The organism is Acinetobacter sp. P37 (assembly GCF_057480965.1).
Genome location: NZ_JBLIYY010000007.1, coordinates 63857 through 88872 on the forward strand (window position 1 = coordinate 63857; position 25016 = coordinate 88872).

Consider the following 25016-nt stretch of genomic DNA (forward strand, 5'->3'; position numbering starts at 1 on the left):
ATGTAATCATCATGTAAACAATGAATGAATCATGAAGCCGATTTGGTCATTTTTTCTTGCAAAGTTAAATGAAGATTCCGATATTTTTTACATTTAAAACACAGGATGGACGGTTATGTATTCATCCAGTTAACCAGTCTGTTTCACTTTGTTGCTCGCATTGATCACTCGGTTTTCTCGATTTAGCATGAGTTCTCTCCTGATGGACGTGATGATCTTTTCAGGACTTACTAAAATATATAAGGATGCTCAAAATGAAATTAACTCAAATTTTACTTGCTTCTACTCTAGCTGCTGCAGCTGCAACAAGTTTTGCTGCGAGCAAAGATAAACAAGAAGCGCCTGAACAAGAAAAAGTAGTGGTTAGCACTCAAGAACAGCCAGCGACTGAAACAACTGCTGCTGAAGGTACTGCTGCTCAACCTGCTTCAGAAGCAAATGCTGAAGGTTCTGCACCAGCTCAACCTGCTCAGTAATATACGAATAGCGTACTCCACACGCTAAATTCATTTAGTCTGCTGCTCAACATTTATCCCTCACTAATAGAATGTTGTGCTAAATGAATTAAAGTCGCCGGATCATTGAAAAATGGTTCGGCTTTTTTATGCTCAAAGCCACTGATTGATAGATTTTAATGATCGATAAATCATTCAAAATGATTGATGATTTTCATATAAATAAATATATATCATTCACTTAAAATAAAACCCTGCAAAAAACACGATAATTCGATTCATCGTTTCGACTTATGCCTAGCTTGTTGAAAGCCTAGCTTTAGAACTTAATAGTGGCATATGTGAAGTGATTGGATGTTTACGCATGAGCAATAAAGCAAATTACACAACGGAAGTTGCCATTCTGGGCGCAGGTCCTGTCGGCTTAACCATTGCAAACTACTTAAGTAAGCAAGGTGTCAAAGTCACTGTGATTGAACAACTAGACAGCCTGATTGACTACCCACGTGCGATTGGTATTGATGATGAATCATTACGTACCATCCAATCATTAGGTTTAGTGGACCAAGTGTTACCGCATACGACACCGAACCACGCGATGCGTTTCTTAACCCCTAAAGGCCGTTGTTTCGCAGACATTCAACCGCTCACTCGTGAATTTGGTTTCTCACGTCGTAATGCCTTTATTCAACCACAAGTCGATAATGTACTGCTAGAAGGTTTAAAACAGTACGAAACCACAAATATTTTATTCTCTCGTCAATTGTCTGATTTTAGCCAAGATGCCAAGGGTGTAACGCTCAATATTCAAAATAAAGACGGTGAAGCTGAAATAATTCAAGCGCAGTATTTGATTGCTTGTGATGGTGGTAACTCTGTGGTACGTCGTACCCTCAACATCGGCTTCGATGGTAAAACTGCACCGAACCAATGGATCGTGATCGACATCAATAATGACCCACTTGCAACGCCACACATTTACCTATGCTGTGACCCTGTGCGTCCTTATGTATCTGCTGCACTTCCACACGGTATTCGTCGTTTCGAATTTATGGTGATGCCTGGGGAGACTCAAGAAGAATTAAGCAAACCTGAAAACATTGCCAAATTATTGTCGAAAGTACTTCCAACGACCGATGGTATTGAAGTGATTCGTCAGCGCGTTTATACCCACAATGCCCGTATTGCAGATAAATTCCGTGTAGACCGTATTTTACTTGCAGGCGATGCTGCGCACATCATGCCAGTTTGGCAAGGTCAAGGCTATAACAGTGGTATGCGTGATGCGTTCAACCTTGCGTGGAAAGTTGCAATGGTTGTACAAGGCAAAGCTGGCCCAGCGCTTTTAGATACATACCAAGTTGAACGTAAAGATCATGCCAAAGCGATGATTGATCTTTCTGTAATGGCGGGTCATGTTCTTGCGCCACCAAAAAAATGGCAAGGTTTCGTGCGTGATGGTATCGCGTATGCGCTCAATTACATCAAACCGATCAAACAATATCTATTGGAAATGCGCTTCAAGCCAATGCCGAAGTACAACGACGGTGCGTTGATCAATAACGGTGTTAAAGACTCACCTGTGGGTAAAATGTTCATTCAACCACATGTTCAACTTGAATCTGGTGAGAAAGTCCTACTTGATGAAGTCATCGGTAACGACTTTGCAATCATTGCTTGGGGCGTCGATCCGAAATGGGGTCTGTCAGATGCAACCATGAAAAAATGGCAAAAATTGGGCGTTAAATTTATCCAAGTATTGCCTGCTGTTCAGCTTAGCAATGAAAATCGCACCAAGTACGACAATGTGATTACGATTGGTGATATTGGTACTGATATTCGTGGTTGGTTTGGTAAAACCACTGAATCTATTACGATTCTTCGACCAGACCGTTTTGTTGCAGCGATTGCAATTCCACAAACTTTAGACAGCGTGAGCCAACAATTGTTTGCAAAATTGCATGCTTAATTGGGTTTAGTACCCAATTAAAAAAACCACGCACATCGCGTGGTTTTTTTTGACGACAAATCGGTTTAAACCGACTGAAACCAATGCACATCTTTTACCGATTCACGTTGCTGAATCTGCTGAATAAAAGGTTTAAATTCCTCTAAATATGGCAATATTTTGAATGAAATGGCATACACCATCCAATAAGCTAAATACAAATCTGCTGCGCTAATTTTATCCCCCAACAGATATGGCTGGGCCTGCGCAAGCCCTGTTTTAATAAAATCTAAAAGTATTTTTTCATTACCAAAACTCAAACTGCCACGTTTCTCATCCATCAACTCTGTGCTAATGCCGACATTTTTCATGTCCATGTATTCAGTCAGCGGACCATGACAGAAAAACATCCATTTCAAATATTCACCACGTTTGGGATCATCCAAGGCGGGTGCCAAACCTTTGTCACTGAATTTATCGGCTAAATAACTAAAGATGGCTGCGGTCTCACTAATCACGACAATACCATCGACTAAGCAGGGAACTTTGCCCATGGGATTAATCTTGAGATATGCCGCTTGGTGCATCTCTTCATATGGCACTTCAATAATCTCAACTTCTGACTCGATGTCTAATTCTTTCAATAAAGGCAGAATAGTATTACTGCGTGAGCGTGGATTGCTGTAGAGTTTCATTGTTGGGTTCATTGTAGATATCCTTATTTTCATCCTTGTTGTTCTGTCTATTACTATACGCGGCTTTATGTAGAATTATGTTGCGTTCATCCCTGCTTTAAACACTTTCCGATACAATACGCCCGACTAATAATTACGCTAAATTTGAATTGATATTTAAAGCAAAAAGTATTTACTCCGACTTTCTGATAATCAAACAATTGAGCTCTACATCGATGAAAAATAAATATTTAATTGCCATGTTTACGGTAATTTTAATTTCAGGCTGTTCCAAGAAAACCGAAGAAATGGCAACTGAAGCCAGCGCAGATGCACAACCTGCTCAAGTCAGTACACAGCAAGATCAAGCAGCGGAAAGCACTTCCAATGAGCCGTCTACCACGCCTGCAACAACACAAAAACCTGAAACTATTTTAAATGAGCAGGTCAACCCAGCTGAAGCCTCACGTAAAATGGTACGAGAAGCCAATGTCAGTTTTGAGTCGAAAGATGTGGTTAAAACGGCCTTAGAAATTGAAAAACTGACGCTAAGTTTAGGCGGCTTTATTGAACAGAAAAATATCGACTTTGTGGTGCAAGAGAGTCAATCCTACCCGATTGCTGACGGCAAAATTAAAATCTTTGAAAAAGTAAATCCGCAAGCGGAAATGATCATTCGTGTGCCAACTGAAAAAGCTGCACATTTCGTTAATCAACTGTTGCCCCTTATGCATTTTTTGAACCGTCAGCAATATTCGGCAAAACGCTATGAGCTAAAACTACTCGAAGAAATAATGTCACAAACACAGGTCGTGCCCGACCATGTTGCAGCTGCGCAAGTCAATGAAATCTCACGACTGACCCGCTTAGAAGTTGAAGATCGTGTCCGCTATAGCACGATTGTGATTGGCTTTACTCAACCTGCCACTGTCCGTGAACATATCGATATTAACCTTGATGCTGTTGCGCAGTTAAATGGCGATAGTTTCTGGCAAAGAGCGTGGTATGGTATTCAAAAAGGTTGGCAATTTGTGTTGAGCCTACTGGTTATTCTCATTACGATTTGGCCAATCTATATGATTATTATTATCGGTTTGATTGCCTACCGTGTGATGAAACCTTATTTACAAAAGTGGTTTAAATAAATCAGAGTGACAATGACTATGTCTCATTGAGTCTTTGATTAAAAATACGATAAATAAAAAAATCCCGAAGCGCTTAATTCGGGATTTTTTCATTTAAATCTTAGGGCAATATTTAAAGGCTTAGAAAAAGCCCATATAGAACTGCTCTTTTAATACTTTTAAAATCAACTCGATCGCATCATTTTTACGATCTTTTCGATAGCTCGCATACAAACCAATGGTCGGCAAAGGTTCAACGGTACTTTTAACCAATATTTTATCACCGAGCAATGGAATGACATAAGACGGCACCAAACTCCATCCCACGCCCATACCGACCAAATTGACATTTAACAAAATATTGGTCGAATGCTGTACCAAGTTCACATTCAGTTTATTTTGCTTAAAGAAATCTTGAATAATTCGGTATAGCTCAGGTGATGAGTGTTCATCGCTAATAATAAAATCCTGATTATTCATGTTTTTAATGCTGATATGCCGCTGTTCTGCAACAGGCGAATTTTTCGGTACAATCAGCGCCAAAGGCTCAGTAAAAATCTGAACAAATTCTATATCAGGGCTTTCTTCGACATAACGGGTAAAGGCAATATCAATCTCTCCCTTACGCACTGCACTGATCTGATCGACATCCATTAAACTATGAAAATGAATTTTTAACTCAGGAAACTGAGCTCGAATATTTGGCATGATATAAGGAAAGACCTTCATTTCAGCCACAGGAACAAAGCCGATATTCAGTTGTTCTTTACTGAGCTGCGCGATTTGACGTGCATCTATCATGGCTTTTTCAGCATGCTCTAAACTCAAACGCGCTTCTTTTAAAAAGGCCTGACCTTCTGCAGTCAGCTCAACTTTTCGGTTGGTTCGCATCAATAATTGCACCCCAACTTCCTGTTCTAGGTCTTTAATTTGCTGACTTAAAGAAGGTTGCACAGTACACATTCGCTGCGCAGCCTTGGTAAAATTTAGCTCTTCGGCAACCGCAACAAAATATCGTAGATGTCGTAATTCCATTATTCAGCTCCTAAAGCACTGCGTTTAAATTGGTTTGCCACGAATAGACGATACATCCACAAAGTGAACAGCACCATCACCGCACAAAATAAATAGGTTGCCTGAAATCCAAAGTATGCAATCAGCACACCCATAATGACCGAACCGACAGCAAGGCCAATATCAAACAAGGCAAAAAAGGTGGATATTGCATGTCCTATTCGGGCTTTTTCTACCGTTTGAATCGCGACCGTTTGCAGGCATGGGAACACTGAACCGTAGCCGATGCCCATAAAAACTGCCGATATCCAAAGCACCCATTGATTCGTGAGAAAACTCACAACCACCAAACCAATGGCAAAGCAAATAAAGGATGGATAGATGACTGCACTCGGGCCTTTACGATCATAGACTTTGCCAACCCAAGGACGGACGAGCAACATCGACACAGCAAAGACAATAAAAAAGATACTGGTATAAGCGAGTAAATGCTTCAACTCTGCATAAGCGGTGATAAAACTCATCACACTCGAATATGCAAATGCGGTCAGCAATGCCACAAAACTGATGGCAAGTACCCGTGTTTCTATCACATCACGCCATTGGATGGCTGCGGATTGGCTCGCTTGATCACTTGATTTATGCTGTACGTGTTCTTGTATTTGAACTAACCACGTAAAAATATAGCCCACTGCAACCAATAAGGCTAATACTGCAAATAAGGTACTAAAACTGCTGAATTGAATCATACTCAGCGCTAAAAATGGCCCGATCACCACGCCTAAGTTGGTCGACATGACAAAGTAGCCCATGCCTTCGCCCTTTCGATGATCTGGGATGTAATCATTTACGATGGGAACATTGACCGTGGTTAATATACTGAACCAAAAACCATGTAAAAAACGAATGACCAACAACGACCACATGCTGTCAATCCACAAATAACTCAGCGCAAAAACGACAAAGATAAAGCCTGAAATACGTACAGAATTGGCTTTACCAAAACGTTCAATGATCATGCCGGAAAATGGACGAATCGCAATGGATGACACCAAAAACAGCGTTAAAGCCATACCCGCTTGCTGAATCGAACCACCCAATTCTTTCATAATATAAATGGGCAATATTGTCAGCAGCGCAAAGTAATAGCTAAATAAAAACAAGTTATTACACAGACAAAAAACGAAAGACTTGTTCCATAGCGATGCCTGATGTTGAGTAGTCATGAGGTCATTGCCTCGCTGCTACGCGTGGCTTGGGACTGCGTAAAAATCGGGTTTAGCGCCAACTGCACCAGTCGCTTGATATAGTCTTCATCTGGCTGGGTATTAAAGAAAATGATCTGATAATGAATCGGGCCATACAACATATCCAACATGAGTTCGAAAGGATAATCTGCGCGAATTTCTCCTCGTTGAATGGCCAATTGGATCAGCTCACGTGTCGCTTCTCGTCGAGGTAACAAATACTGTTTAAAAAACTCACCCGCTGCTTCACGATGCTCCACCAAAACCACGAGCAATGCTCGACCCACGTGCTGATTTAAAGCCCGTGATAGTTTGAGCAATTGTTGATTTAGATTGAACTCTAAACTTTGTGATAAATCAAGTTCAAACACCGACGCGGTGTGCGCTTTAAAAGCATCGAAAACCAGATCGGACTTATGCTTCCACCAACGGTAAATCGTCGATTTTCCCACGCCTGCACGAGCCGCAATATCTTCAATGGTCATGCTTCGATAATCACTTTCCGCTAAAGCATCTGTGACCGCTTGTAAGATACATTGCTTACGCCGAGAAGTTTTTTCAGTTTCACTCATAATTTAAAAACGAAACGCTACGTATCGTTTTATATTAAACAGTATTGGACTGAATGACTATCTTTAACTGAGCTTTGAAGGATAAACTTTAGTCGCACACTCGGAATTCAAATCCCTATTGCACTATCCAAAAGAATTTCAGAATAAAAAAAGATCGCCTAAGCGATCTTTTCAAATATTCAGCCACCAAAGTGATTAGCTTTGTGTCGACTTTTTATAAATACTGCAAGAAGGATGATGATTTTCCTGTAAACGTGCCACTTTACGTTGTTCCGCAGCTTCGAAACGACAACGTTTCCAGTCATTATCTAGATTCAATGCTGGAATTTGTTTCGGCTTACCTTGATCATCAACAGCGACCATTGTGAAATAGCAACTATTGGTATGACGTACTGTACGTTTTTGAATGTTCTGCGCTTCAACACGAATACCAATTTCCATTGAAGTACGACCAACATGGTTCACACTTGCAAGGAAAGTCACTAACTCACCCACGTGAATTGGTTCTTTAAAATTCACTTTATCAACTGATAGTGTCACCACGTAGCTACCAGAATAGCGACTTGCACAAGCATACGCGACTTGGTCTAACAATTTTAGAATCGTTCCACCATGCACATTACCCGAAAAATTCGCCATGTCAGGAGTCATTAAAACTGACATCGATAATTCTGACTGGTCGTCTAGTGCATTCGCAATTTGATCTAATGGGGACATCTTGTTTCTCTAGACTCGTGATATAACAATGATTAATGTGATTATTATATAGATTTTAATCCAAATTAAATGTTCAAATCGGCAAAAAAACCATCATTATTATTTATGGTGATCATACCATCATTCAGTAAAATATATATCGATAACGATATACACCCGATAAACAAGTAGTTATCGCGATTACTATCAGTTTTTTAATCCAAGCTATGCTGTGTTTTATATTTAAAACATATTCATTAAAACGCGTTGTTCATCGATTCAACATAGCACGGCATTAAACTTAATCTTCTAAGACTTTTAACATCTCGAAAGATACGTTGTCATAGCTGGTTTTTTGCCCAAAATCATTGGTACTTTCTAGCGTGTAAGAATTATCTACATGTACATGAGTGACAATAAATACCCTCTCTTCCATCATCGCAAGCTTTACTTTTTGTCCTACATCAAGCGTTTTCATCTACAGCTACCTTTAAAAAATTTATTGGTTTTAAGTATTAATAACCTGATGATATTCTAAACACTTCAACAGTATTGGTAAACGTAAGCACATGAATAAAAACGCTAATATAGGCATATACTCTTAAAATCTACGTAAAACCAATTAATATGATTTTTTTAATTAATTTCAAATAATTAACTGTATATTTTCGTATTATTAAGATTTTTATATTTGGAAAATCTTTTGATTAAGACCTAAAACCAATAAACATCCAAGATATTAATGATTACTAGATACTATTGAGCATGGGAAAAGCTGAGAGCAAAAATTAAAATGCTTTGCTGAAATAAAAATGCACCCTGAGAGGTGAACAGGATGCGTTTAAATTTGCGAATCGTATCAGCCTAGTCTTTGGCTGCCAAATAAGGAATATGATGTCCCTTGCTATATTGATGTTCAGCATAAACCCGAGAAATCTCTCCAAGTTTTTCCAAGGTTGCCTCTTCACCTGCAAGCATCGTCGCTTCACGCCCTTTCACATCAAATATATGTGCTTTTTCACGTAAATCAGGTTGAATCACAATGTCTGCTCGCTTGAGCTCTTCTTGAGCTAAACGATTTTGCATAATGTTGATATTTTGGTTAAACAAGCCCCATACATTCGACGTTTCGGTATGAATCGGTCGTGCCAAAATATCCACCGCAATAATAATATCTGCCCCTAAATCGCGTGCAACGTCCACAGGAACAGGACTGACCAAGCCACCATCAACATATTCTTTGTCTTCAATAATCGTTGGAATAAACATACTCGGAATTGACACCGAAGCACGAACAGCCTGCCCCGTATTACCATAATTGAACACGACTTTTTTGCCATCCTTTAACTCGGTTGCCACCACATACATTGGGGTTTTTAGCAACTCTAAAGGCACATCATCAACTTGCTCATTAATATAATCTTCAACTTTTTTACCGTCAAAAAAGCCTTTTTTGTCCAAACGTATTTCTCGAACATCATTGGCTTTCATATTTAAGGCGATATCTCTTAACTCATTGGCACTTTTACCTGAAGCATAGATTGAACCCACAATGCTACCCGCACTGGTTCCAACAATAAAATCTGGGTGTATTCCCTGCTGTTCAAGTATCTGAATGGCGCCAATGTGTGCATAACCACGTGCCCCACCACTCCCTAAAACCAAAGCAACAATCGGACGCATTTCCTGCTTTTTCACTTTTTTAAAGTCAATGCGGTTATTCGCCACTTGAGCAGGTGCTGCTGTAAAAGTTCGAATTTGTGATGTTGTTTCAGCGCTGACCTTTTTTGAGCCCACACTTTGACAACCTACAAGGCTGATTGCGAATGCAGTCATCAAAACAGTTATGCTTTTCATTGAGAGATATTCCAAATGCAACTCGAGATTTGAAGAGAAAAAGTAGTCTAATCAGTCCACATTCACGTCACTGTTATTATTCGTTAATGCCTCTGACCGATGCACATTATATTGACATACAACCTAGAAAGTCATTGGCTGTCAAAATTTCAATGTTTAGCAGAATTTCCACATCAGGATCCAAAACATTGTCTAGCAAAAAAAGCCCCGATAACGGAGCTTTTTAAAGTTAATTTTTGACTTTACCAAATATCGGAATTAACGCGATCCTTATATTTTGGATGTTCATCCATCTTAAATACTGGCTCTTTTACACCCCGTTTTAACTGTGAGGTGTAGTCTTTCATCAGCATCAATAAGAATGGAGTCAGCAATAAAATCGCAAAGAGGTTAATACTCGCCATCACGCCCATGAAGAGATCCGCTAAGTTCCAAATCAGTGGCACACTCATGATTGAGCCAAAGTACACCATCATGAGGACGACTACGCGGAATATAAACATGACCTTAGGATTGTTATTGATAAACTGCACATTACCTTCAGCATAAGCATAGTTACCGATTACTGAAGAATAAGCGAATAAGAACAAGATTATGGCAAGGAAGTCATCTCCCCATGCGCCAATCTGGCTTTCAAGCGCCATTTGCGTCAAAGCAACACCCTCAAAGCCTGCATTTTCATACAAGCCAGATGCCAAAATAATGATCGCCGTACAGGTACACACCACAAATGTATCGACAAAGACACCGAGCATCTGAACCAGGCCTTGATTGACCGGGTGTTTAACATCTGATGCTGCCGCAGCATTCGGAGCAGAACCCATACCCGCTTCGTTTGAGAATAATCCACGCTTAATGCCTTGCATCATCGCCATAGAAACCATAGCACCGAAGAAACCACCAGCCGCAGCATCAAACTCAAATGCTTTGCTGAATATTAACTGGAAGATATCAGGCAAGATTGCAAAGTTAGCAAAAGCGATATATAGCGCGACTGCCAAATAAAGTAATGCCATAAATGGAACAAAACGTTCTGCCACTTTTGCAATACGCTTAATACCACCAAAAATAATCAGCGCTGTTATAAAGACAAGGAATAACCCTACCCATGAAATTTCAAAACTAAAACTGCCCAAACTCAATACTAGATTGGCTTTATCCCAACCCCAAGCATGTGAAGTTGCACCCGTAATGGCATTGGCTTGTACTGCATTAAACACAAAGCCATAGGTTGAAATCAGCGCAATGGCAAAAACCACACCCAACCACTTTTGCTTTAAGCCTTGCGTGATGTAATACGCTGGACCACCACGGAATTGCTGATTTTGCGTATCACGCACTTTAAAGAGCTGTGCAAGTGAAGACTCCACAAATGCAGAACTCATCCCTAAAAATGCGGTAAACCACATCCAAAACACTGCACCCGGCCCACCAATTGCAATCGCAATTGCAACACCTGCGACATTACCCACACCGACACGACTTGCCAGTCCAGTCACAAAGGCTTGGAATGGTGTAATACCATGATCATCATCGCCTTCTTTACGGCTAGATTTCATCACTTTAATACTATGAAAAAATAGACGAATCTGAACTGCACCAGTGATTAAGGTATAAAAAATACCAACAGCCACTAAAAATATGACTAAGAAATCCCAAAGCGGATCATTAAAAACTTTGACCCAGCTCATCAGGGTTTCGTTTAATTGTTCATTCATATTCAACCCTAGTTTTAAATGGTCAAAAGTATAAAAGGCTCTTTTTTGAAGAGCCTTTCTAAATTAAGCAAAGAATTTAAGAATTAATTGAATAACTGTTGCGTTAATCAAATCAACAAAAAATGCGCCACATAGAGGTACGATTAAGAAAGCCTTATGAGATGGACCATACATATTGGTAATGGCTTGCATATTTGCGACTGCTGTAGGTGTTGCCCCCATACCAAAACCACAATGACCCGCCGCTAAAACCGCAGCATCATAATTTTTGCCCATTACACGGAAAGTGATAAACGCAGCATATAGTGCCATTGTTAATGTTTGGGCTCCCAAAATCACAACTAAAGGTCCTGCAAGATCTGATAGCTGCCATAGTTTCAACGATAATAGTGCCATTGCTAAGTACAGTGATAATGAAGCATTACCAAATACATCAATTGCACGATCAAATATTTGTACGCGGAAAATACCTTCTAATACATTACGTAAAATGACACCACCAGCTAAAGCCCATACAAATGTCGGTAATTCAAACATCGTACCTTTACTGAAAGCCGTCATAAAATCAGCAAATGCTAAACAGCCAGCAAATAGGCCCAAAGTCGTAATTGCATTATCTGCGGTAATTAAACGAACACGATGTGGATATTCAAAAGGTACATATTCTGTTGAATTAATATCAGCTAGTGGTGTGTTATCACTACGCTCAATTTGCTCATTCGTGCGCGGAGTTGCTAGGCGATAACGATTAATTAGCAACTTAGCTAATGGGCCACCAATAATACCACCAATAATTAAACCAAAAGTTGCACTTGCCATACCTAAAGCTAATGCACCTTGTATACCGTGTTCAACTTCAAGAATTTCACCCCATGCACCAGCTGTACCATGACCACCTGTCAACGTAATTGAACCTGCAATCAAACCAATCAGTGGATCAATACCCAATAAAGTGGCAAGACTGATACCAACGACATCCTGCACAACAATGAAAGAAGCAACGGCTACCAGAAAAATAACAAGACCAATTCCACCTTCTTTCAATTTGGCAAAGTTTGCGCTTAAACCAATGGATGCGAAGAAAATCAGCATAAAACTGGTTTGTAATTCACTACTCGTAGTAATGCTATAACCCCAAATGCTATGTACAACCAATGAAATTATTGCAGCAACCAAACCACCAGCTACGGGCTCAGGAATATTGTAACGCCTCAAAAAACTGATTTTATTTACCAGAAAACGTCCTAATAAAAGAACGATCACCGCCGCAATTAAGGTATAAAATGCGTTAAAGCTAAATTCCATAATAATTTGTCCAAAATGGTTAGAATATTTATTAGTCCAATTAATAGAAATTAGTAGCGTTTATTAATTAAAATACAATTCCAATTTGTAAATTTAACCAATAAATCAGGCTACCAGCTATTCATTGCCAATCATAAATATTCATCATCTGATTCAAATATGTATGCCTGAGTTGAAAAAAGTGAAAACTCAATTCGACAAAACAAATCCATAAAAGCAGTTCATGCTTACTAAACCAACACTTACTACAATATTCACATCATAGATGAAATACATAAAATCAAATGCTGATTAGAAAAGTCGCACATTATGCGTGGAGTGAGATAAAATTTCAGCACTTTTTATTAAAAAAAGTTAATTTTCCTATAATTTAAAGTTATATCTAATTGTTTTTATTTAAATGCATTCGCATTTTTTATCTATATAAAATATTAAAGATTTGAACATGATGCCCATGTAAGACGGGGTTAAATGAATGCTTTAACCTGTACGACATCATGACTCAGGCGATTTAGTGAATCCATCTACTTAGTACTGTGAGTTCATTTGCGTTGATATATCCCCTGTTTCAACAAAAAAGCCTGAACTGAGTCAGGCTTTTTTGATTGATTAGATCAGTAGTTTGAGCTTAGAAGCTATATTTAGCCATTAAGCCAACGCGGTTATCTTTATATGTTTTCCCCGTAAACGCTTCACGTTTACCATTCACATATTCAACACCTAAATCAATTGGTTTCACTGGTGTATAAATCACATTTAACCAAGCTTGCTGTACTTCTTTGTTTGCAGAGTTATTTCCAACATCTTTAAATGCTTTTGCATAATCTGTATCTTCATCAGCAAATAATGCACCATAAGCTAAAGTTGAACGCAACTTTTCATTAAACTTATAGGTTGCACCGATTTGTACTGCGGTAAATTTATTCTGCTCAATATCCCCATTAGCATCAACAACATATGCGGTATTTGAGCCATATAAATAGTTGCTGTTCCCTTCTACATAAGATACATCACCATTAATTTTTAGCTGTTTCGTCACATCAAACGTTGTACCAGCTGCCAAACCCCACCCTAATTCATCATCATTACCGCTTTGAACTTTATGATGTTCCACAAGCGCACGTGCAGATGCATTCCCCTTACCATTCGCATAACCTTGAGTCAGTTTAGCTGTCAACGCTGGTAAGCTATATTTGACTGTTGAATCCTCAAGCGTTGTATTACTTACAGGAGGCGTGCCCGCTGTTTTGGTAGTCAGTGCTTGAGCTTTACTATCACCTTCTTCAGCAGCTACAAATAATTGTGTTTGCGGTGCAAGTTTTACGTTGTAACGCACTTGTGGCAAACGAGTTGTACCACCGCCCACGTTAGTAGCAAAATCAATCATTTCTGGTGCATGGCTAGACAAGAAGTTTGATGTGGTCTGACCAAATAACCAGTTGTTAAAGGTTAAATAACCATGACGTAGACGAATAGTTTCGCCACTTCCATTGAAATCGACCTCGATTTTACCGCCCACTTTATCATCACCACCGACGGGTGCTGTAAAATCTAAACCAAAACGTGTGGTTTTTGCAGTTGCGCGAAGTTTATCTCGTGCTTCTTCTTTAGACGTATGTACGTTGTTAAAGTCGTTATCCGCACCTTCAATAATGTAGTTCGCATCACCACGAACAAAACCGTAAAGACTTACATCTGCACCTGTTTTAGATTTTAAGCTTGCAGCTGGAGTAGCTGGTTGCGGTGGTGGTGCAACAGGACGCGCTTTAACTTGCTGAATCTCTGTTTGTTGCTGTTGTTGAACTTGCTGCTGCGCTTTAATCAAACTTTTCAGTTCTGCAACTTCTGCACGTAATTGTTCAATTTCAGAAGTATTGCTGCCTGCATGAGACATTGATACCGTTGCCAAACTCATTGCAACAACAAGGGTTTTCATTGGGTGGAATACAGTTTGAGTTTTCATCCTAAGCTCTCTATTGTCCTGTCATTGTTGTATACCCTAAATCCGGGTGCTTTGTTATTCAGCTATTTGAGCGGACAAATTTCATGCTGCATATCCGTGCTTTAGTCGCATTAAAGCCTTAACTTGTAGCCCCCAATAACGAAATACTTGAAAGCAAAAAGCAAGAAACCTGAATCCATTACTGAAAATAGACTGAAATATTTAGTTAAAATTCGGACTTAGCCGATTCAGATTGCAAAAAATCTCAATATTCATACCTTAAAGGTAAAAATCCATACTCTGTAGGTATGCAATAAAAACTATAAAATCCGACATATTGCCGATAGAGACATTCACAATGTATTTATCCAGCATAACGTAATGTATTTAATGCGAATAATACTTATTTAACAATTATTCTATTTCCTTAGATTAAGACAACAATGATGCGCAGTTTCATTAATTATTTTCAAGTGGATGATTTCTTAGATATAAGTTTCGAGAAAATAGAAACTGACCTCACAATGGGAAAATAGCACAATCATTGGGAAAATAGCACCCTCATTCATCGTTATGGATGATGAACATTTATAATGAATGACGCGTATGCTTAATACACATACATTGATGACTGACGTATAAACAAAAACAGCTAAACGTCTTCACCCTCATTCAGTTCACCCCATGGCTGAAGCTTTTAAACTACGCATGGTGAACATTGCAACAACCACAAATAGAAGCATAATCAGGGCCATATTGATGAGCGCTGACCATACTAAAAAGTTCAAAAACACTCCGGCCAATAGACCACAGGCAAATTGCATACTTCCCATAATGGCACTGGCTGTACCAGCTCGTGAGCCTTGTTCAGACATCGCCAATGCCATGGCATTTGGCCCAGTGAAGCCGATTGAAGCAACACATAAGAACATGCCCAACATTACAACAATGATAGATGAAAGATAAAATAGCCCCGCCGCCAATAAGATCAGCACACCACACAATTGAAGTGCATTACCCAATTGCAAACGATGGCGAACATCCAGTCGATTTGCAAGTTTCTTGTTGAGGGTCGAAAACACCATAATCCCTAAAGCATTCGCACCAAATACATAAGCAAATTGCTGTTGGCTCAGACCATAACCATCCATTAAAATGGCAGATGAGCCACTGATATAACAAAATAAAATTGCGCCAGAAAAACAGCCTGTGAGCATCGGTTTACGGAAGGTTTCGTCTTGCAAAATCGCACCATATAAACCTAAGACTTGTTTTAAACTTAAGTTTAAGCGCCGCTCAACAGGGAGGGTTTCTTGAAAGAAAAAATGTACGCAGAAAAGACAAAAAATACCGACAAGTACCAATACCGCAAATATGTATTGCCATTCAAACACCTGTAACACCCACGCGCCTAAAGTAGGTGCAATGATTGGTGCAATTGTTGTCACGATCATCATACTCGCAAAGGCTTGAGCAGAAGCTTGCATACTTAAGCGATCACGAATTGCAGCACGGGCAATCACCACACCGACACAGCCACCCAACGCTTGCAAAACACGAGCAGCGATCAAGCTCCATTCACTATTGGCAAAGACACACAGAAAACTGGCACAAATATATAAAACCAAACCGAAATATAGCGGTGTTTTACGCCCAATACGGTCGCTGACTGGCCCATAAATTAACTGCCCAATCGCCAAACCCAAGAAATACGCTGGAAGACTATTGGCCACTTGTTGCGTTGTGACACCAAAATCATCGGCCATTTGAGGTAAAGCCGGCAAATACATATCGATTGAAAGTGGCCCCAAAGCAGTGAGCAACGCCAATAAGACAATCCAGCGTTGAGAAAATTCCTTTTGTGATTCGGCGCTTTTCATAAGAATAATTCATTTATCGCAAGCAAGTTTTGCAGACAAGTTTACACTGCACATAGTATTATTTCTTGGCTTCAATGTGAAAATTCACACGATACACATTGCTTACTGCCCCATCGCTTTAGCAAAGGAATAATTTTGAACGCCTGGCTCGCACGACTGAAACAAGCAACCTATAACACGACCTTTATGTATAACTTGCGCATGGTCATTGCCTTCGCAGGAACAGCCTTTGTCCCATATTTTTTAGATCAGCAATTGATGACCATTCCCCTCACCTTGGGTGTGGTTGCCGCAGGTCTAAGTGATATCGATGACCGCTTTTCAGTCCGTGTGCTCAATCAAATTTATACCTATATCGGGTTCTTTGTTACTGCGGTATCCATTTATCTGTTGTTCCCGCATCCGATCTTATTTGCATTGGGCCTGATTGTGTCTTGTATCGGTTGGATTCTTTTGGGTTCATTGGGTCGTCGCTACGCCACCATTTCTTATGGCTGTTTGGTGATCTCCGTGTATTCCATGCTTGGGGTTGAACTTTTTGAAAATTGGTATACACAAGCAGGTTTATTGGTCATCGGTGCGATGTGGTACGGACTGCTTTCGACTTTGAGCTTTCTGCTGTTTCCTGTGCGTCAAGTTCAGGACAAATTGGCCCAAAGCTATTCGTCTCTAGGTGACTTCTTATTTGCAAAATCTAACTTGTTTGATGTCGATATGACACCGGAAAGTTACCAGCAAAGTTTGATTGAGCTGTCGCTCGAAAATGGCAAATTAATTGGCATTTTCAACGATATGAAAACGGCCTTATTAACGCGTTTAAAAGGCGACCGTGGACAAAAAGATACACGTCGTAGCCTACAATATTATTTTGTCGCGCAAGACATTCATGAACGTGCCGATTCCGCGCATATTGATTATCAAAAATTGACCCGTATTTTTGAACATAGTGATATTTTATTTCGCTTTCAACGTGTGCTTTCGATTCAAGGTAAAGCCTGTAAAGATTTAAGTATCAGCATCTTACAGCGAAAACCTTATCATCATAATCAACGTTTCAAACATGCGTTCCACAATCTAAAACTGTCACTCGAAAAGCTGCGTGAAGAGCAAAAATACGATGAAGTTTGGATCAATTCTTTATTTGCTTTATACCAAAACCTAAAAGGCATTGATGCGCAATTACGCAACGTCGAAACCGAGCGTTATATTGACCGACAAGCCCTGATTGAAAATCGTTTAAAAGATGATGATTTAAAAGGTTGGGACGACATCGTCATTCGATTCAAACAACATTTGAGCCCTGAATCGGTGCTGTTCCGTCATGCTGTGCGTTTATCGACCGTGTTATTTATTGGTTATATTTTTGTCCAAGTGACCAATATCAGTTATGGCTATTGGATTTTATTGACTGCCCTGTTTGTCAGCCAGCCGAACTTTAACGCCACCAAGCGCCGCCTCTATTTACGTATCATTGGCACCTTGGTCGGAATTATTTTAGGTTATGCAATTTTATATTTTGTCCCTTCTGTCGAAGGTCAGTTATTGCTACTCATTTTAAGTGGCGTATTGTTTTTTGAACTACGTAGTAAGCAATATGCACAAGCCACTGCGTTTATTACCATTTTGGCGCTGATTAACTTTAACTTAGATGGCATGGGTTTTGCCGCAGCAATGCCGCGTATGATTGATACACTGATTGGCTGTGCCTTGGCATGGTTTGGTGTGAGTTTCATTTTCCCAGATTGGAAATTCCGTCGCCTGCCTCGAACCATCAGCCGTTCGATTCAAGCGCAGTGTGATTATTTAGCTGAAGTGGTTGAACAATACAAATCTGGTCGTAATAACGGGTTGAATTATCGTGTTGTCCGTCGTGCAGCCCATAATACCGATGCAGAAGTAGCTTCACTGATTTCCACCTTAGCTACCGAACCCGATACCGATCCAACTCAAAAAGCTTTAGCCTTTGAGTTTTTGTGTCTCAATCACACCTTTATTAGTTATATCGCGGCCTTAGGTGCGCATCGTGAAAAAATTCAAGACCAACAGGTCTTAACCTTATTGGATAAAGCCACAGATGACATTCAAGGTGCATTGCTGCGTGACGAAGTTCCAGACTTATCTGCGCAAAATATGTTGCAAGAAATCCGTCAGCGATTGTCACAAAATAGTGAGGAAGATCAAAAATCCTTGATCGTGCTACAACAGCTTTCGTTGATGTTTAACGTGTTGAACCAATTTAGCCAATTGAAACAAAATCTAAGTCATGAGCATGATCAGGCATCGACTGAACTGGCTTCGCTATAATTTGGATGATTTTGGAACAATATACTCACTGAATTGGTATAAATAATGCTAAACTTTTTACAGTTTTAAATCTGTTACTTTCACTATGACCGCAAAAAATTTATACGCCTACACGCTAGAGCCAGTGGCTTATGAAATTTCTGAAGAAGAACAACGTTATGCTCAACTTGTTCTGTCTCGCAGTAACTTCAAAATTGGCAAAAAAGCATGGCTAATTATGGGTGCAATTCTTGCACTGGCACTCTTGGGCCTCATCTTTATTAAGAACTATTCAACAGTATTTTGCTGGGTAGCTATTGTCTGTGTCGTGATTTACTTCCTTGTGCGTAAATTCGGTATCGAATGGTATGCGAAACGCAAACTGAACGAAGTCCCTGTTCAAGAAATTAAAGGCATCCGTATGGGTGTTCAGCCGCATGGGATCTCTATGCAGCAACGTATGGGCGCAAACATGGGGACGATGACTGTCGGTTGGAAAGACATTCATGAATGGTATGACACCAAAGACTTCATCCTTTTGAACTTTAAAGTAAAGGGTCAAGACGGCGCATACATCTTGCCTAAACGTATGGATAGCAAGAAGTTTCCATTTTCGACCATTCGTAAACATTTAAATGAAACTGTAGGCCCTGCTAAACCAATTTAAGCCTAACAGACATTTGTTTATAAAAAGCCTCCTCTCTTTGGAGGTTTTTTATGTGTTTAATTTTTGAATAATTATTGATAATTACAATAATGAGAATGAATATTACTTACTTTTTCCACATTCTCTACTACATCATCGTTTATAATTCGTCGCAATTCAGCAACCTTTTATCAATATTAAATCCATCATGTTTAAGAAAACCCTTTTCCAGATTCACTGGTTCTTGGGGATTAGTGCCGGCTTAATACTCTCGCTCATGGGGGTTACAGGTGCCATTTATTCCTATGAACAGCAAATACTTAAAGCAATCAATCAGGACAGTTATGTGGTTCAGGCTCAACAGCAGCCTAAACTAACCCCTGCTGAGCTTTATCAGCACTTTAGTCAGTCTGATCCTGACATGAAAATTAACAGCATCTCTATTGCCTCAGATGCTACCGCCTCAAGTACCGTGAATATTGTCAAAGAAGGTGCTCGTCGTGGCTATAACATGATGGTTAACCCCTATACAGCCGAAGTCTTACCGGAAATCAAAGGTCAAAAATTCTTCCAGTTTGTACAACAACTTCACCGTAATTTAACTGTTGGCCCTGTAGGTAAACAAATTACCGGCGCATGTACACTCATGCTGATTTATTTTGTATTGAGTGGGTTGTATCTGCGCTGGCCAAAAAGACATTCCGTAAAACAATGGCTTGCAGTTAAACCAAAACTCAAAGGACGTAATTTCCTGTGGGATCTACATGCTGTCGTCGGCACATGGGTGATTATTTTCTATCTCATTTTGGCATGTACAGGTTTGTATTGGTCTTATGACTGGTGGCGTAATGGCATGTTTAAAGTCATGGGCGTTGAACGTCCACAGCCCCAATTACAAGAAGGTCCAAAACCGAATGGACAACCTGCAGAACAGGCGGGTGAAAAGCAAAGCGGTGAAAAACCAGCCACTGAGGCAGAACAAACTCGTGGTGAACACCAAGCACGTTCTGAAAGAAATCCTGCAACGTCAGGCCAATCTGAACATGGCGCTCAAGAAAATAAACATGGTGCTGAAGGTCGCGGAGAAAAACGTGGTCTAAAACCAGAACAAGTGAATATTGCTCTAACACAAAGTTGGAACGGCTTTAATCAAAATATTGGTCGTGAATACTCAAGTGTCACTTTTAATATTCCGAAAAAAGCCAATGGTGAATTAGAAATTAACTTTGTAGATGCCGTCCCTCAACATGAGCGTGCGCGCAACAAAGCGACTTATAACTACCAAACGTCTGCACTCACCGATATCGAGTTATACGAAGATAAAAAGTTAAATGAAAAAATCATGACCAGCATGTTGCCTGTGCATCGTGGTAGTTTCTTCGGACCGATTTATCAGTTCTTTGTGGTTATTGCATCCCTCATGATGCCGCTGTTCTTTGTCACAGGATGGATGCTCTATCTCAAACGTCGTAAACAGAAAAAACTGACACAGCAAGCTCGTCAAAGCTTAGCATCAGTTGCCATCGATCCCAATGCACAGCCTTGGTTAATTTGCTATGCATCACAAACGGGTCTGTCTGAACAATTGGCATGGCGTACAGCAACAAGCTTACAAGAGGCTCGTCAGCCCGTCACAGTGAAAGCTGTTCAGCAACTTTCTGCTGATGACTTAACGCAAGCCGCTCAGGTTTTATTTGTTGCAAGTACGTATGGCACTGGCGAAGCACCTGACCTCGCTTCAAGCTTTGAACGTAAACTGATGACACAAAGCCTCGATTTGAGTCATGTTCAGTTTGCCATATTAGCTTTAGGTTCAGAAGAATATCCTGATACTTTCTGTAGCTTTGGTCATGCGATTCATCGCTGGATGCGAAGTAATGCTGCGAAGCCCCTGTTTGATACAATTGAAGTCAATAATGGCGACACCCAAGCCATTCAAGCATGGAATAGCGCTTTAGCCAAAGCGACTAAACTTGAACTTCAGCACATGCAAATTGAAAAAACTTTTGATGCATGGACATTGACCAAACGTGATTTACTCAACCCGAACAGTTTAGGTGCACCTGCATTTAATATTGAGTTAAAACCGCAACATGAAGCCAACTGGCAAGCGGGTGATATTGCAGAGATTCAGCCGGGTAATAGTGCTGAACGTATTGCAAACTTCATGCAAAAGTATCAGATTCAGAGTCAGCAAGTGGTTGATTCTACCCAGCAACGCATTGAAGATGCATTATGGGATCGTAACCTAAATACGGATGTTGAACCATTTGCCAACCTTGATCACTTGCTCGAACAGCTTCCACCGCTTCCAACTCGTGAATACTCCATTGCCAGTATTCCAAGTCAGCAAGTATTACGCTTAGTGGTACGTCAGCAGTCCAATGTGGATGGTGAGCTTGGTTTAGGCTCAGGGTGGTTAACACAACATGCAGCGATCAATAGCACACTACAACTGCGTATTCGTACCAATGAATCATTCCATTTGATCGCCGATAATCGTCCTGTGATTTGTATTGGTAACGGTACAGGTATTGCTGGTTTACTCAGTCTTTTACATGCACGCGTTCGTCAAGGCTATACGCAAAACTGGCTGATTTTTGGTGAGCGTCAACGCGCACATGATTTCTTCTATCAAGACATCATTGAAGCATGGCAAAACACAGGCTTAGTTCAACGTATAGACCTCACCTTCTCTCGTGATCAAGCGGAGAAACGCTATGTGCATCATGAGCTACGTGACCATGCGACCTTATTAAAATCATGGGTAGAACAAGGTGCCGTGATCTACGTTTGCGGTAGTATCAACGGTATGGCAACGGACGTTGACCACGCACTGATTGATATATTAGGTGAAGACGTTGTTGCTGAACTGCGTCAAGCTGGGCGCTACCGCCGTGATGTTTATTAATAAGATGTTTACTCATAAATAGTCCCAACTAAAAACCAGACCTCGTGTCTGGTTTTTTTCACGCTATACTTAGGCCAAATACGAATACTGCTTTAATTTTTTGCATGAAAAGAATACTACTGCTTTGTGTAGGCTTGCTGCTCTGCGTAGATGCCATTTGGTTACTTACATTAGATAAAATTCATTTAGGAATCCTTTTACCCTTAGTCATTGGGTGTATTTTTCTTTTATCGGGACTATTTTCAACCCAAATCCACAATATTTTAGATCAATACCCTAAACTCAAAAGGCTCTGGCGTGCTACATGGTGGTTGTTTTGGCTTTGGCTATTGAGCCTTTTACTGTTTTTTGCGTATTTACACTTCAATAGCCAGCAATCCAAGCCATTTACTTCCGTCCAAGCCATCATCGTTTTGGGTAGTGGTATTGAAAATGGTCAACCCTCTCCGACCTTAAAGGCGCGTCTCGATGCCGCAGCACCGTATGCCTTGCAACAACCCAATACTATTGTGATCATGACCGGTGGTTTAGGCTTTAATGAAAAAATGACCGAATCTTCCGTCATGAAACGCTATTTACTTCAACACTATGACATTTCAGCGGCAGGCATATATGAAGAAAGTAAAAGTACCAGTACAGAACTCAACCTGATCAACAGTAAAATGATTTTAAAACAACATCAGATTTCTCTTGATGCCCCCATTGCAATTGCCAGTAGTGACTTTCATCTCCCACGTGCAAAAGCAATTGCACGAAAGTTAGGTTATACACAGGTGTATACCATTGCAGCACCTACACCGCTTTACATCCGCTACAACTCTTGGTTACGTGAATATTTTGCCTTTTTGAGTGGTTTTGTACTCAATGAATATTAAAAAAGCCCTTGTTTGATCAGTAAACAAGGGCTTTTTATGCTGTAAATAAACCATTAATTTAAACGAATACTACGTGGCAAAGGAATTTTAAGGTTTTCAAATACTTCTGGGCGCTGTTGATAGACTTGATATAAATAATTTTTAATATCTAACAGCATCTTTTCAGGCGCAACCAAAATATTTTGCCCTTCTGGGGTCAAATCTAAAGATACCGTAGTGCTCTCGCTGCGTAAAAACGGAATGACTTTTTCGATAAAGTCTTTTAATGAAATTTCCTGAATTTCATAATTGGACCAATTGTCTTTAATTAATAAACGTGCCAAACCACGATTTTGCCAAATGGCGAAGGAACGCTGACCTGTAGGTGTCGCACAAAGTGCCCAACCATCTTGATATAACGCAATCACGCCACCTTGAGCGACCATATTTTCAATAAATTGTTTATAGGTTTCTTGAGGATTGTAATTTGTAGTTTGAGTTTTAGACGCTGCCTTGCGCTGATATGGATTTCTCATAGATCACATACAATATTAAAATTATTATAGAGCGGATTCTATGTAAATCAGAAAATTTAGGCAAGCTTTTGGATAAAGAAGTTTTTATAGAAGAATATGGTGGGCGCTGACGGGATCGAACCGCCGACATTCTGCTTGTAAGGCAGACGCTCTACCAACTGAGCTAAGCGCCCTGAGCGAAGAGTAACAAAGCGAAGCCTTGTCTGAGCGCAAGAGAAAAATCAAAGATTTTTCTAAAGGCATTCTCTTGAACAGAGATTTTTAAGATAAATGGCGCAGCGGACGGGACTCGAACCCGCGACCCCCGGCGTGACAGGCCGGTATTCTAACCAACTGAACTACCGCTGCATCACGTAGTTTCTTTCGAAACACAACCTATATCTTAAAAGATATGGTGGGCGCTGACGGGATCGAACCGCCGACATTCTGCTTGTAAGGCAGACGCTCTACCAACTGAGCTAAGCGCCCTTAAAGGGTACAACAATTATATTCTTTGTAATGGCGCAGCGGACGGGACTCGAACCCGCGACCCCCGGCGTGACAGGCCGGTATTCTAACCAACTGAACTACCGCTGCATCGCAAAAAATATGGTGGGCGCTGACGGGATCGAACCGCCGACATTCTGCTTGTAAGGCAGACGCTCTACCAACTGAGCTAAGCGCCCTCAAAAGGTCTATCATGTAAATGGCGCAGCGGACGGGACTCGAACCCGCGACCCCCGGCGTGACAGGCCGGTATTCTAACCAACTGAACTACCGCTGCACTTACACAATGTCGCTATTGTGGTTCAAACGAATTAAGATTTAAAGTGGCGCAGCGGACGGGACTCGAACCCGCGACCCCCGGCGTGACAGGCCGGTATTCTAACCAACTGAACTACCGCTGCACTCTAAATATCTTAACGCTGAAAAGGTTTGGTGGGCGCTGACGGGATCGAACCGCCGACATTCTGCTTGTAAGGCAGACGCTCTACCAACTGAGCTAAGCGCCCTTTTCAAAACATGTTCATCGTTTGATGAGGTGCATTATAGAGAATCCTCACGGTCTGTCAAACGCTTTTCTAACTCTTTTCCACTTTTTCTGTTTGAGTGATTAAAAAATAAGTTATATTGCGGAAAAATCAGTATTTTTGAACATTTTTTAGCTATAAACCTGTAAATTTATTATTAAAAATATGACTTATATTCTGCATCATTCACATAAAAAACAGTTTTTCGCGTGGACTCATAACTAATCATTCAGCGAACCGACGATTAATTCACCACACACTGCATTCTAAAACACATTAGTGTACAAAATACATTCAAACCTGATTTTCTGTTAGTTTACGAGCATTATTTCTGACAAAAAATG

19 protein-coding genes and 8 tRNA genes are annotated in these 25016 nt (G+C 40.3%); 7 read left to right on the forward strand and 20 right to left on the reverse strand.

Features of this window, described 5'->3' with window-relative positions:
* The first annotated feature begins 254 nt into the window (after positions 1 to 254).
* Positions 255 to 476 carry a hypothetical protein gene (locus AC25JC_RS08195; RefSeq protein WP_078191424.1) on the forward strand — a complete coding sequence of 74 codons (222 nt, stop codon included), beginning with the start codon at positions 255 to 257 and terminating at the stop codon, positions 474 to 476.
* Between the two features lie 343 nt (positions 477 to 819).
* Complete coding sequence (locus tag AC25JC_RS08200; protein ID WP_486923835.1) at positions 820 to 2424, forward strand: bifunctional 3-(3-hydroxy-phenyl)propionate/3-hydroxycinnamic acid hydroxylase; 1605 nt, start codon at positions 820 to 822, stop codon at positions 2422 to 2424.
* A gap of 65 nt (positions 2425 to 2489) precedes the next feature.
* Here the strand turns inward: AC25JC_RS08200 and AC25JC_RS08205 are convergent, their stop codons facing one another.
* Positions 2490 to 3098: a glutathione S-transferase family protein gene (locus AC25JC_RS08205; RefSeq protein WP_180055598.1), complete on the reverse strand. Its 609-nt coding sequence runs from the start codon at positions 3096 to 3098 to the stop codon at positions 2490 to 2492.
* A 215-nt stretch (positions 3099 to 3313) separates the two neighbouring features.
* Between AC25JC_RS08205 and AC25JC_RS08210 the strand changes: the two genes are divergently transcribed.
* Complete coding sequence (locus tag AC25JC_RS08210; RefSeq protein ID WP_180034493.1) at positions 3314 to 4222, forward strand: DUF4349 domain-containing protein; 909 nt, start codon at positions 3314 to 3316, stop codon at positions 4220 to 4222.
* Positions 4223 to 4342: 120 nt separating this feature from the next.
* Here AC25JC_RS08210 and AC25JC_RS08215 read toward each other — a convergent pair whose 3' ends face one another.
* The 10 genes from AC25JC_RS08215 to AC25JC_RS08260 form a co-directional block, all read right to left on the reverse strand.
* On the reverse strand, positions 4343 to 5236 hold the full coding sequence (locus AC25JC_RS08215) for a LysR substrate-binding domain-containing protein (RefSeq protein WP_180034494.1): 894 nt from the start codon (positions 5234 to 5236) through the stop codon (positions 4343 to 4345).
* Positions 5236 to 6441, reverse strand: a complete 1206-nt coding sequence (locus AC25JC_RS08220) for an MFS transporter (protein WP_180034495.1) — start codon at positions 6439 to 6441, stop codon at positions 5236 to 5238. The genes AC25JC_RS08215 and AC25JC_RS08220 overlap by 1 nt, the downstream gene beginning before the upstream one ends.
* Entirely contained in the window at positions 6438 to 7034 is a 597-nt protein-coding gene (locus tag AC25JC_RS08225; protein WP_180114753.1) for a TetR/AcrR family transcriptional regulator, read from the reverse strand. Before AC25JC_RS08225 ends, AC25JC_RS08220 begins: the two co-directional genes overlap by 4 nt.
* Before the next feature lie 195 nt (positions 7035 to 7229).
* On the reverse strand, positions 7230 to 7751 hold the full coding sequence (locus tag AC25JC_RS08230; protein ID WP_078192241.1) for an acyl-CoA thioesterase: 522 nt from the start codon (positions 7749 to 7751) through the stop codon (positions 7230 to 7232).
* Between the two features lie 280 nt (positions 7752 to 8031).
* Entirely contained in the window at positions 8032 to 8208 is a 177-nt protein-coding gene (locus AC25JC_RS08235) for a hypothetical protein (protein ID WP_171319286.1), read from the reverse strand.
* 386 nt (positions 8209 to 8594) lie between these two features.
* Positions 8595 to 9587 carry a patatin-like phospholipase family protein gene (locus tag AC25JC_RS08240; protein ID WP_486923836.1) on the reverse strand — a complete coding sequence of 331 codons (993 nt, stop codon included), beginning with the start codon at positions 9585 to 9587 and terminating at the stop codon, positions 8595 to 8597.
* 242 nt (positions 9588 to 9829) lie between these two features.
* Positions 9830 to 11305, reverse strand: coding sequence for an alanine/glycine:cation symporter family protein (locus AC25JC_RS08245; protein WP_486923837.1), 1476 nt, complete (start codon positions 11303 to 11305; stop codon positions 9830 to 9832).
* A gap of 63 nt (positions 11306 to 11368) precedes the next feature.
* Positions 11369 to 12610: a sodium/glutamate symporter gene (gene gltS / locus AC25JC_RS08250; protein WP_180034498.1), complete on the reverse strand. Its 1242-nt coding sequence runs from the start codon at positions 12608 to 12610 to the stop codon at positions 11369 to 11371.
* Positions 12611 to 13238: 628 nt separating this feature from the next.
* Positions 13239 to 14573: a DcaP family trimeric outer membrane transporter gene (locus AC25JC_RS08255; RefSeq protein WP_486923838.1), complete on the reverse strand. Its 1335-nt coding sequence runs from the start codon at positions 14571 to 14573 to the stop codon at positions 13239 to 13241.
* Positions 14574 to 15229: 656 nt separating this feature from the next.
* Complete coding sequence (locus tag AC25JC_RS08260; RefSeq protein ID WP_486923839.1) at positions 15230 to 16432, reverse strand: multidrug effflux MFS transporter; 1203 nt, start codon at positions 16430 to 16432, stop codon at positions 15230 to 15232.
* Positions 16433 to 16567: 135 nt separating this feature from the next.
* Between AC25JC_RS08260 and yccS the strand changes: the two genes are divergently transcribed.
* The 4 genes from yccS to AC25JC_RS08280 all read left to right on the forward strand — a co-directional run bounded on the left by yccS (position 16568) and on the right by AC25JC_RS08280 (position 23147).
* A complete protein-coding gene (gene yccS / locus AC25JC_RS08265) occupies positions 16568 to 18736 on the forward strand; it encodes a YccS family putative transporter (RefSeq protein WP_180023177.1) in 2169 nt (722 codons plus the stop codon).
* A gap of 85 nt (positions 18737 to 18821) precedes the next feature.
* Positions 18822 to 19382, forward strand: coding sequence for a YcxB family protein (locus AC25JC_RS08270; RefSeq protein ID WP_180004995.1), 561 nt, complete (start codon positions 18822 to 18824; stop codon positions 19380 to 19382).
* 187 nt (positions 19383 to 19569) lie between these two features.
* Positions 19570 to 22272 carry a PepSY domain-containing protein gene (locus AC25JC_RS08275; RefSeq protein WP_486923840.1) on the forward strand — a complete coding sequence of 901 codons (2703 nt, stop codon included), beginning with the start codon at positions 19570 to 19572 and terminating at the stop codon, positions 22270 to 22272.
* Positions 22273 to 22376: 104 nt separating this feature from the next.
* Positions 22377 to 23147 (forward strand): YdcF family protein, encoded by a 771-nt coding sequence (locus tag AC25JC_RS08280; RefSeq protein ID WP_180130073.1) that lies wholly within the window; start codon positions 22377 to 22379, stop codon positions 23145 to 23147.
* 53 nt (positions 23148 to 23200) lie between these two features.
* Here AC25JC_RS08280 and AC25JC_RS08285 read toward each other — a convergent pair whose 3' ends face one another.
* The 9 genes from AC25JC_RS08285 to AC25JC_RS08325 form a co-directional block, all read right to left on the reverse strand.
* Entirely contained in the window at positions 23201 to 23662 is a 462-nt protein-coding gene (locus tag AC25JC_RS08285) for a DUF2750 domain-containing protein (RefSeq protein WP_180007534.1), read from the reverse strand.
* Positions 23663 to 23759: 97 nt separating this feature from the next.
* Positions 23760 to 23835, reverse strand: a tRNA-Val gene (locus tag AC25JC_RS08290).
* A gap of 98 nt (positions 23836 to 23933) precedes the next feature.
* Positions 23934 to 24010: transfer RNA gene (locus AC25JC_RS08295), tRNA-Asp, on the reverse strand.
* Between the two features lie 44 nt (positions 24011 to 24054).
* Positions 24055 to 24130: transfer RNA gene (locus AC25JC_RS08300), tRNA-Val, on the reverse strand.
* Positions 24131 to 24161: 31 nt separating this feature from the next.
* Positions 24162 to 24238: transfer RNA gene (locus tag AC25JC_RS08305), tRNA-Asp, on the reverse strand.
* Between the two features lie 13 nt (positions 24239 to 24251).
* A tRNA-Val gene (locus AC25JC_RS08310) sits at positions 24252 to 24327 on the reverse strand.
* 21 nt (positions 24328 to 24348) lie between these two features.
* Positions 24349 to 24425: transfer RNA gene (locus tag AC25JC_RS08315), tRNA-Asp, on the reverse strand.
* 47 nt (positions 24426 to 24472) lie between these two features.
* Positions 24473 to 24549 (reverse strand) — tRNA-Asp (locus AC25JC_RS08320).
* A gap of 29 nt (positions 24550 to 24578) precedes the next feature.
* Positions 24579 to 24654, reverse strand: a tRNA-Val gene (locus AC25JC_RS08325).
* Between the last annotated feature and the right edge of the window lie 362 nt (positions 24655 to 25016).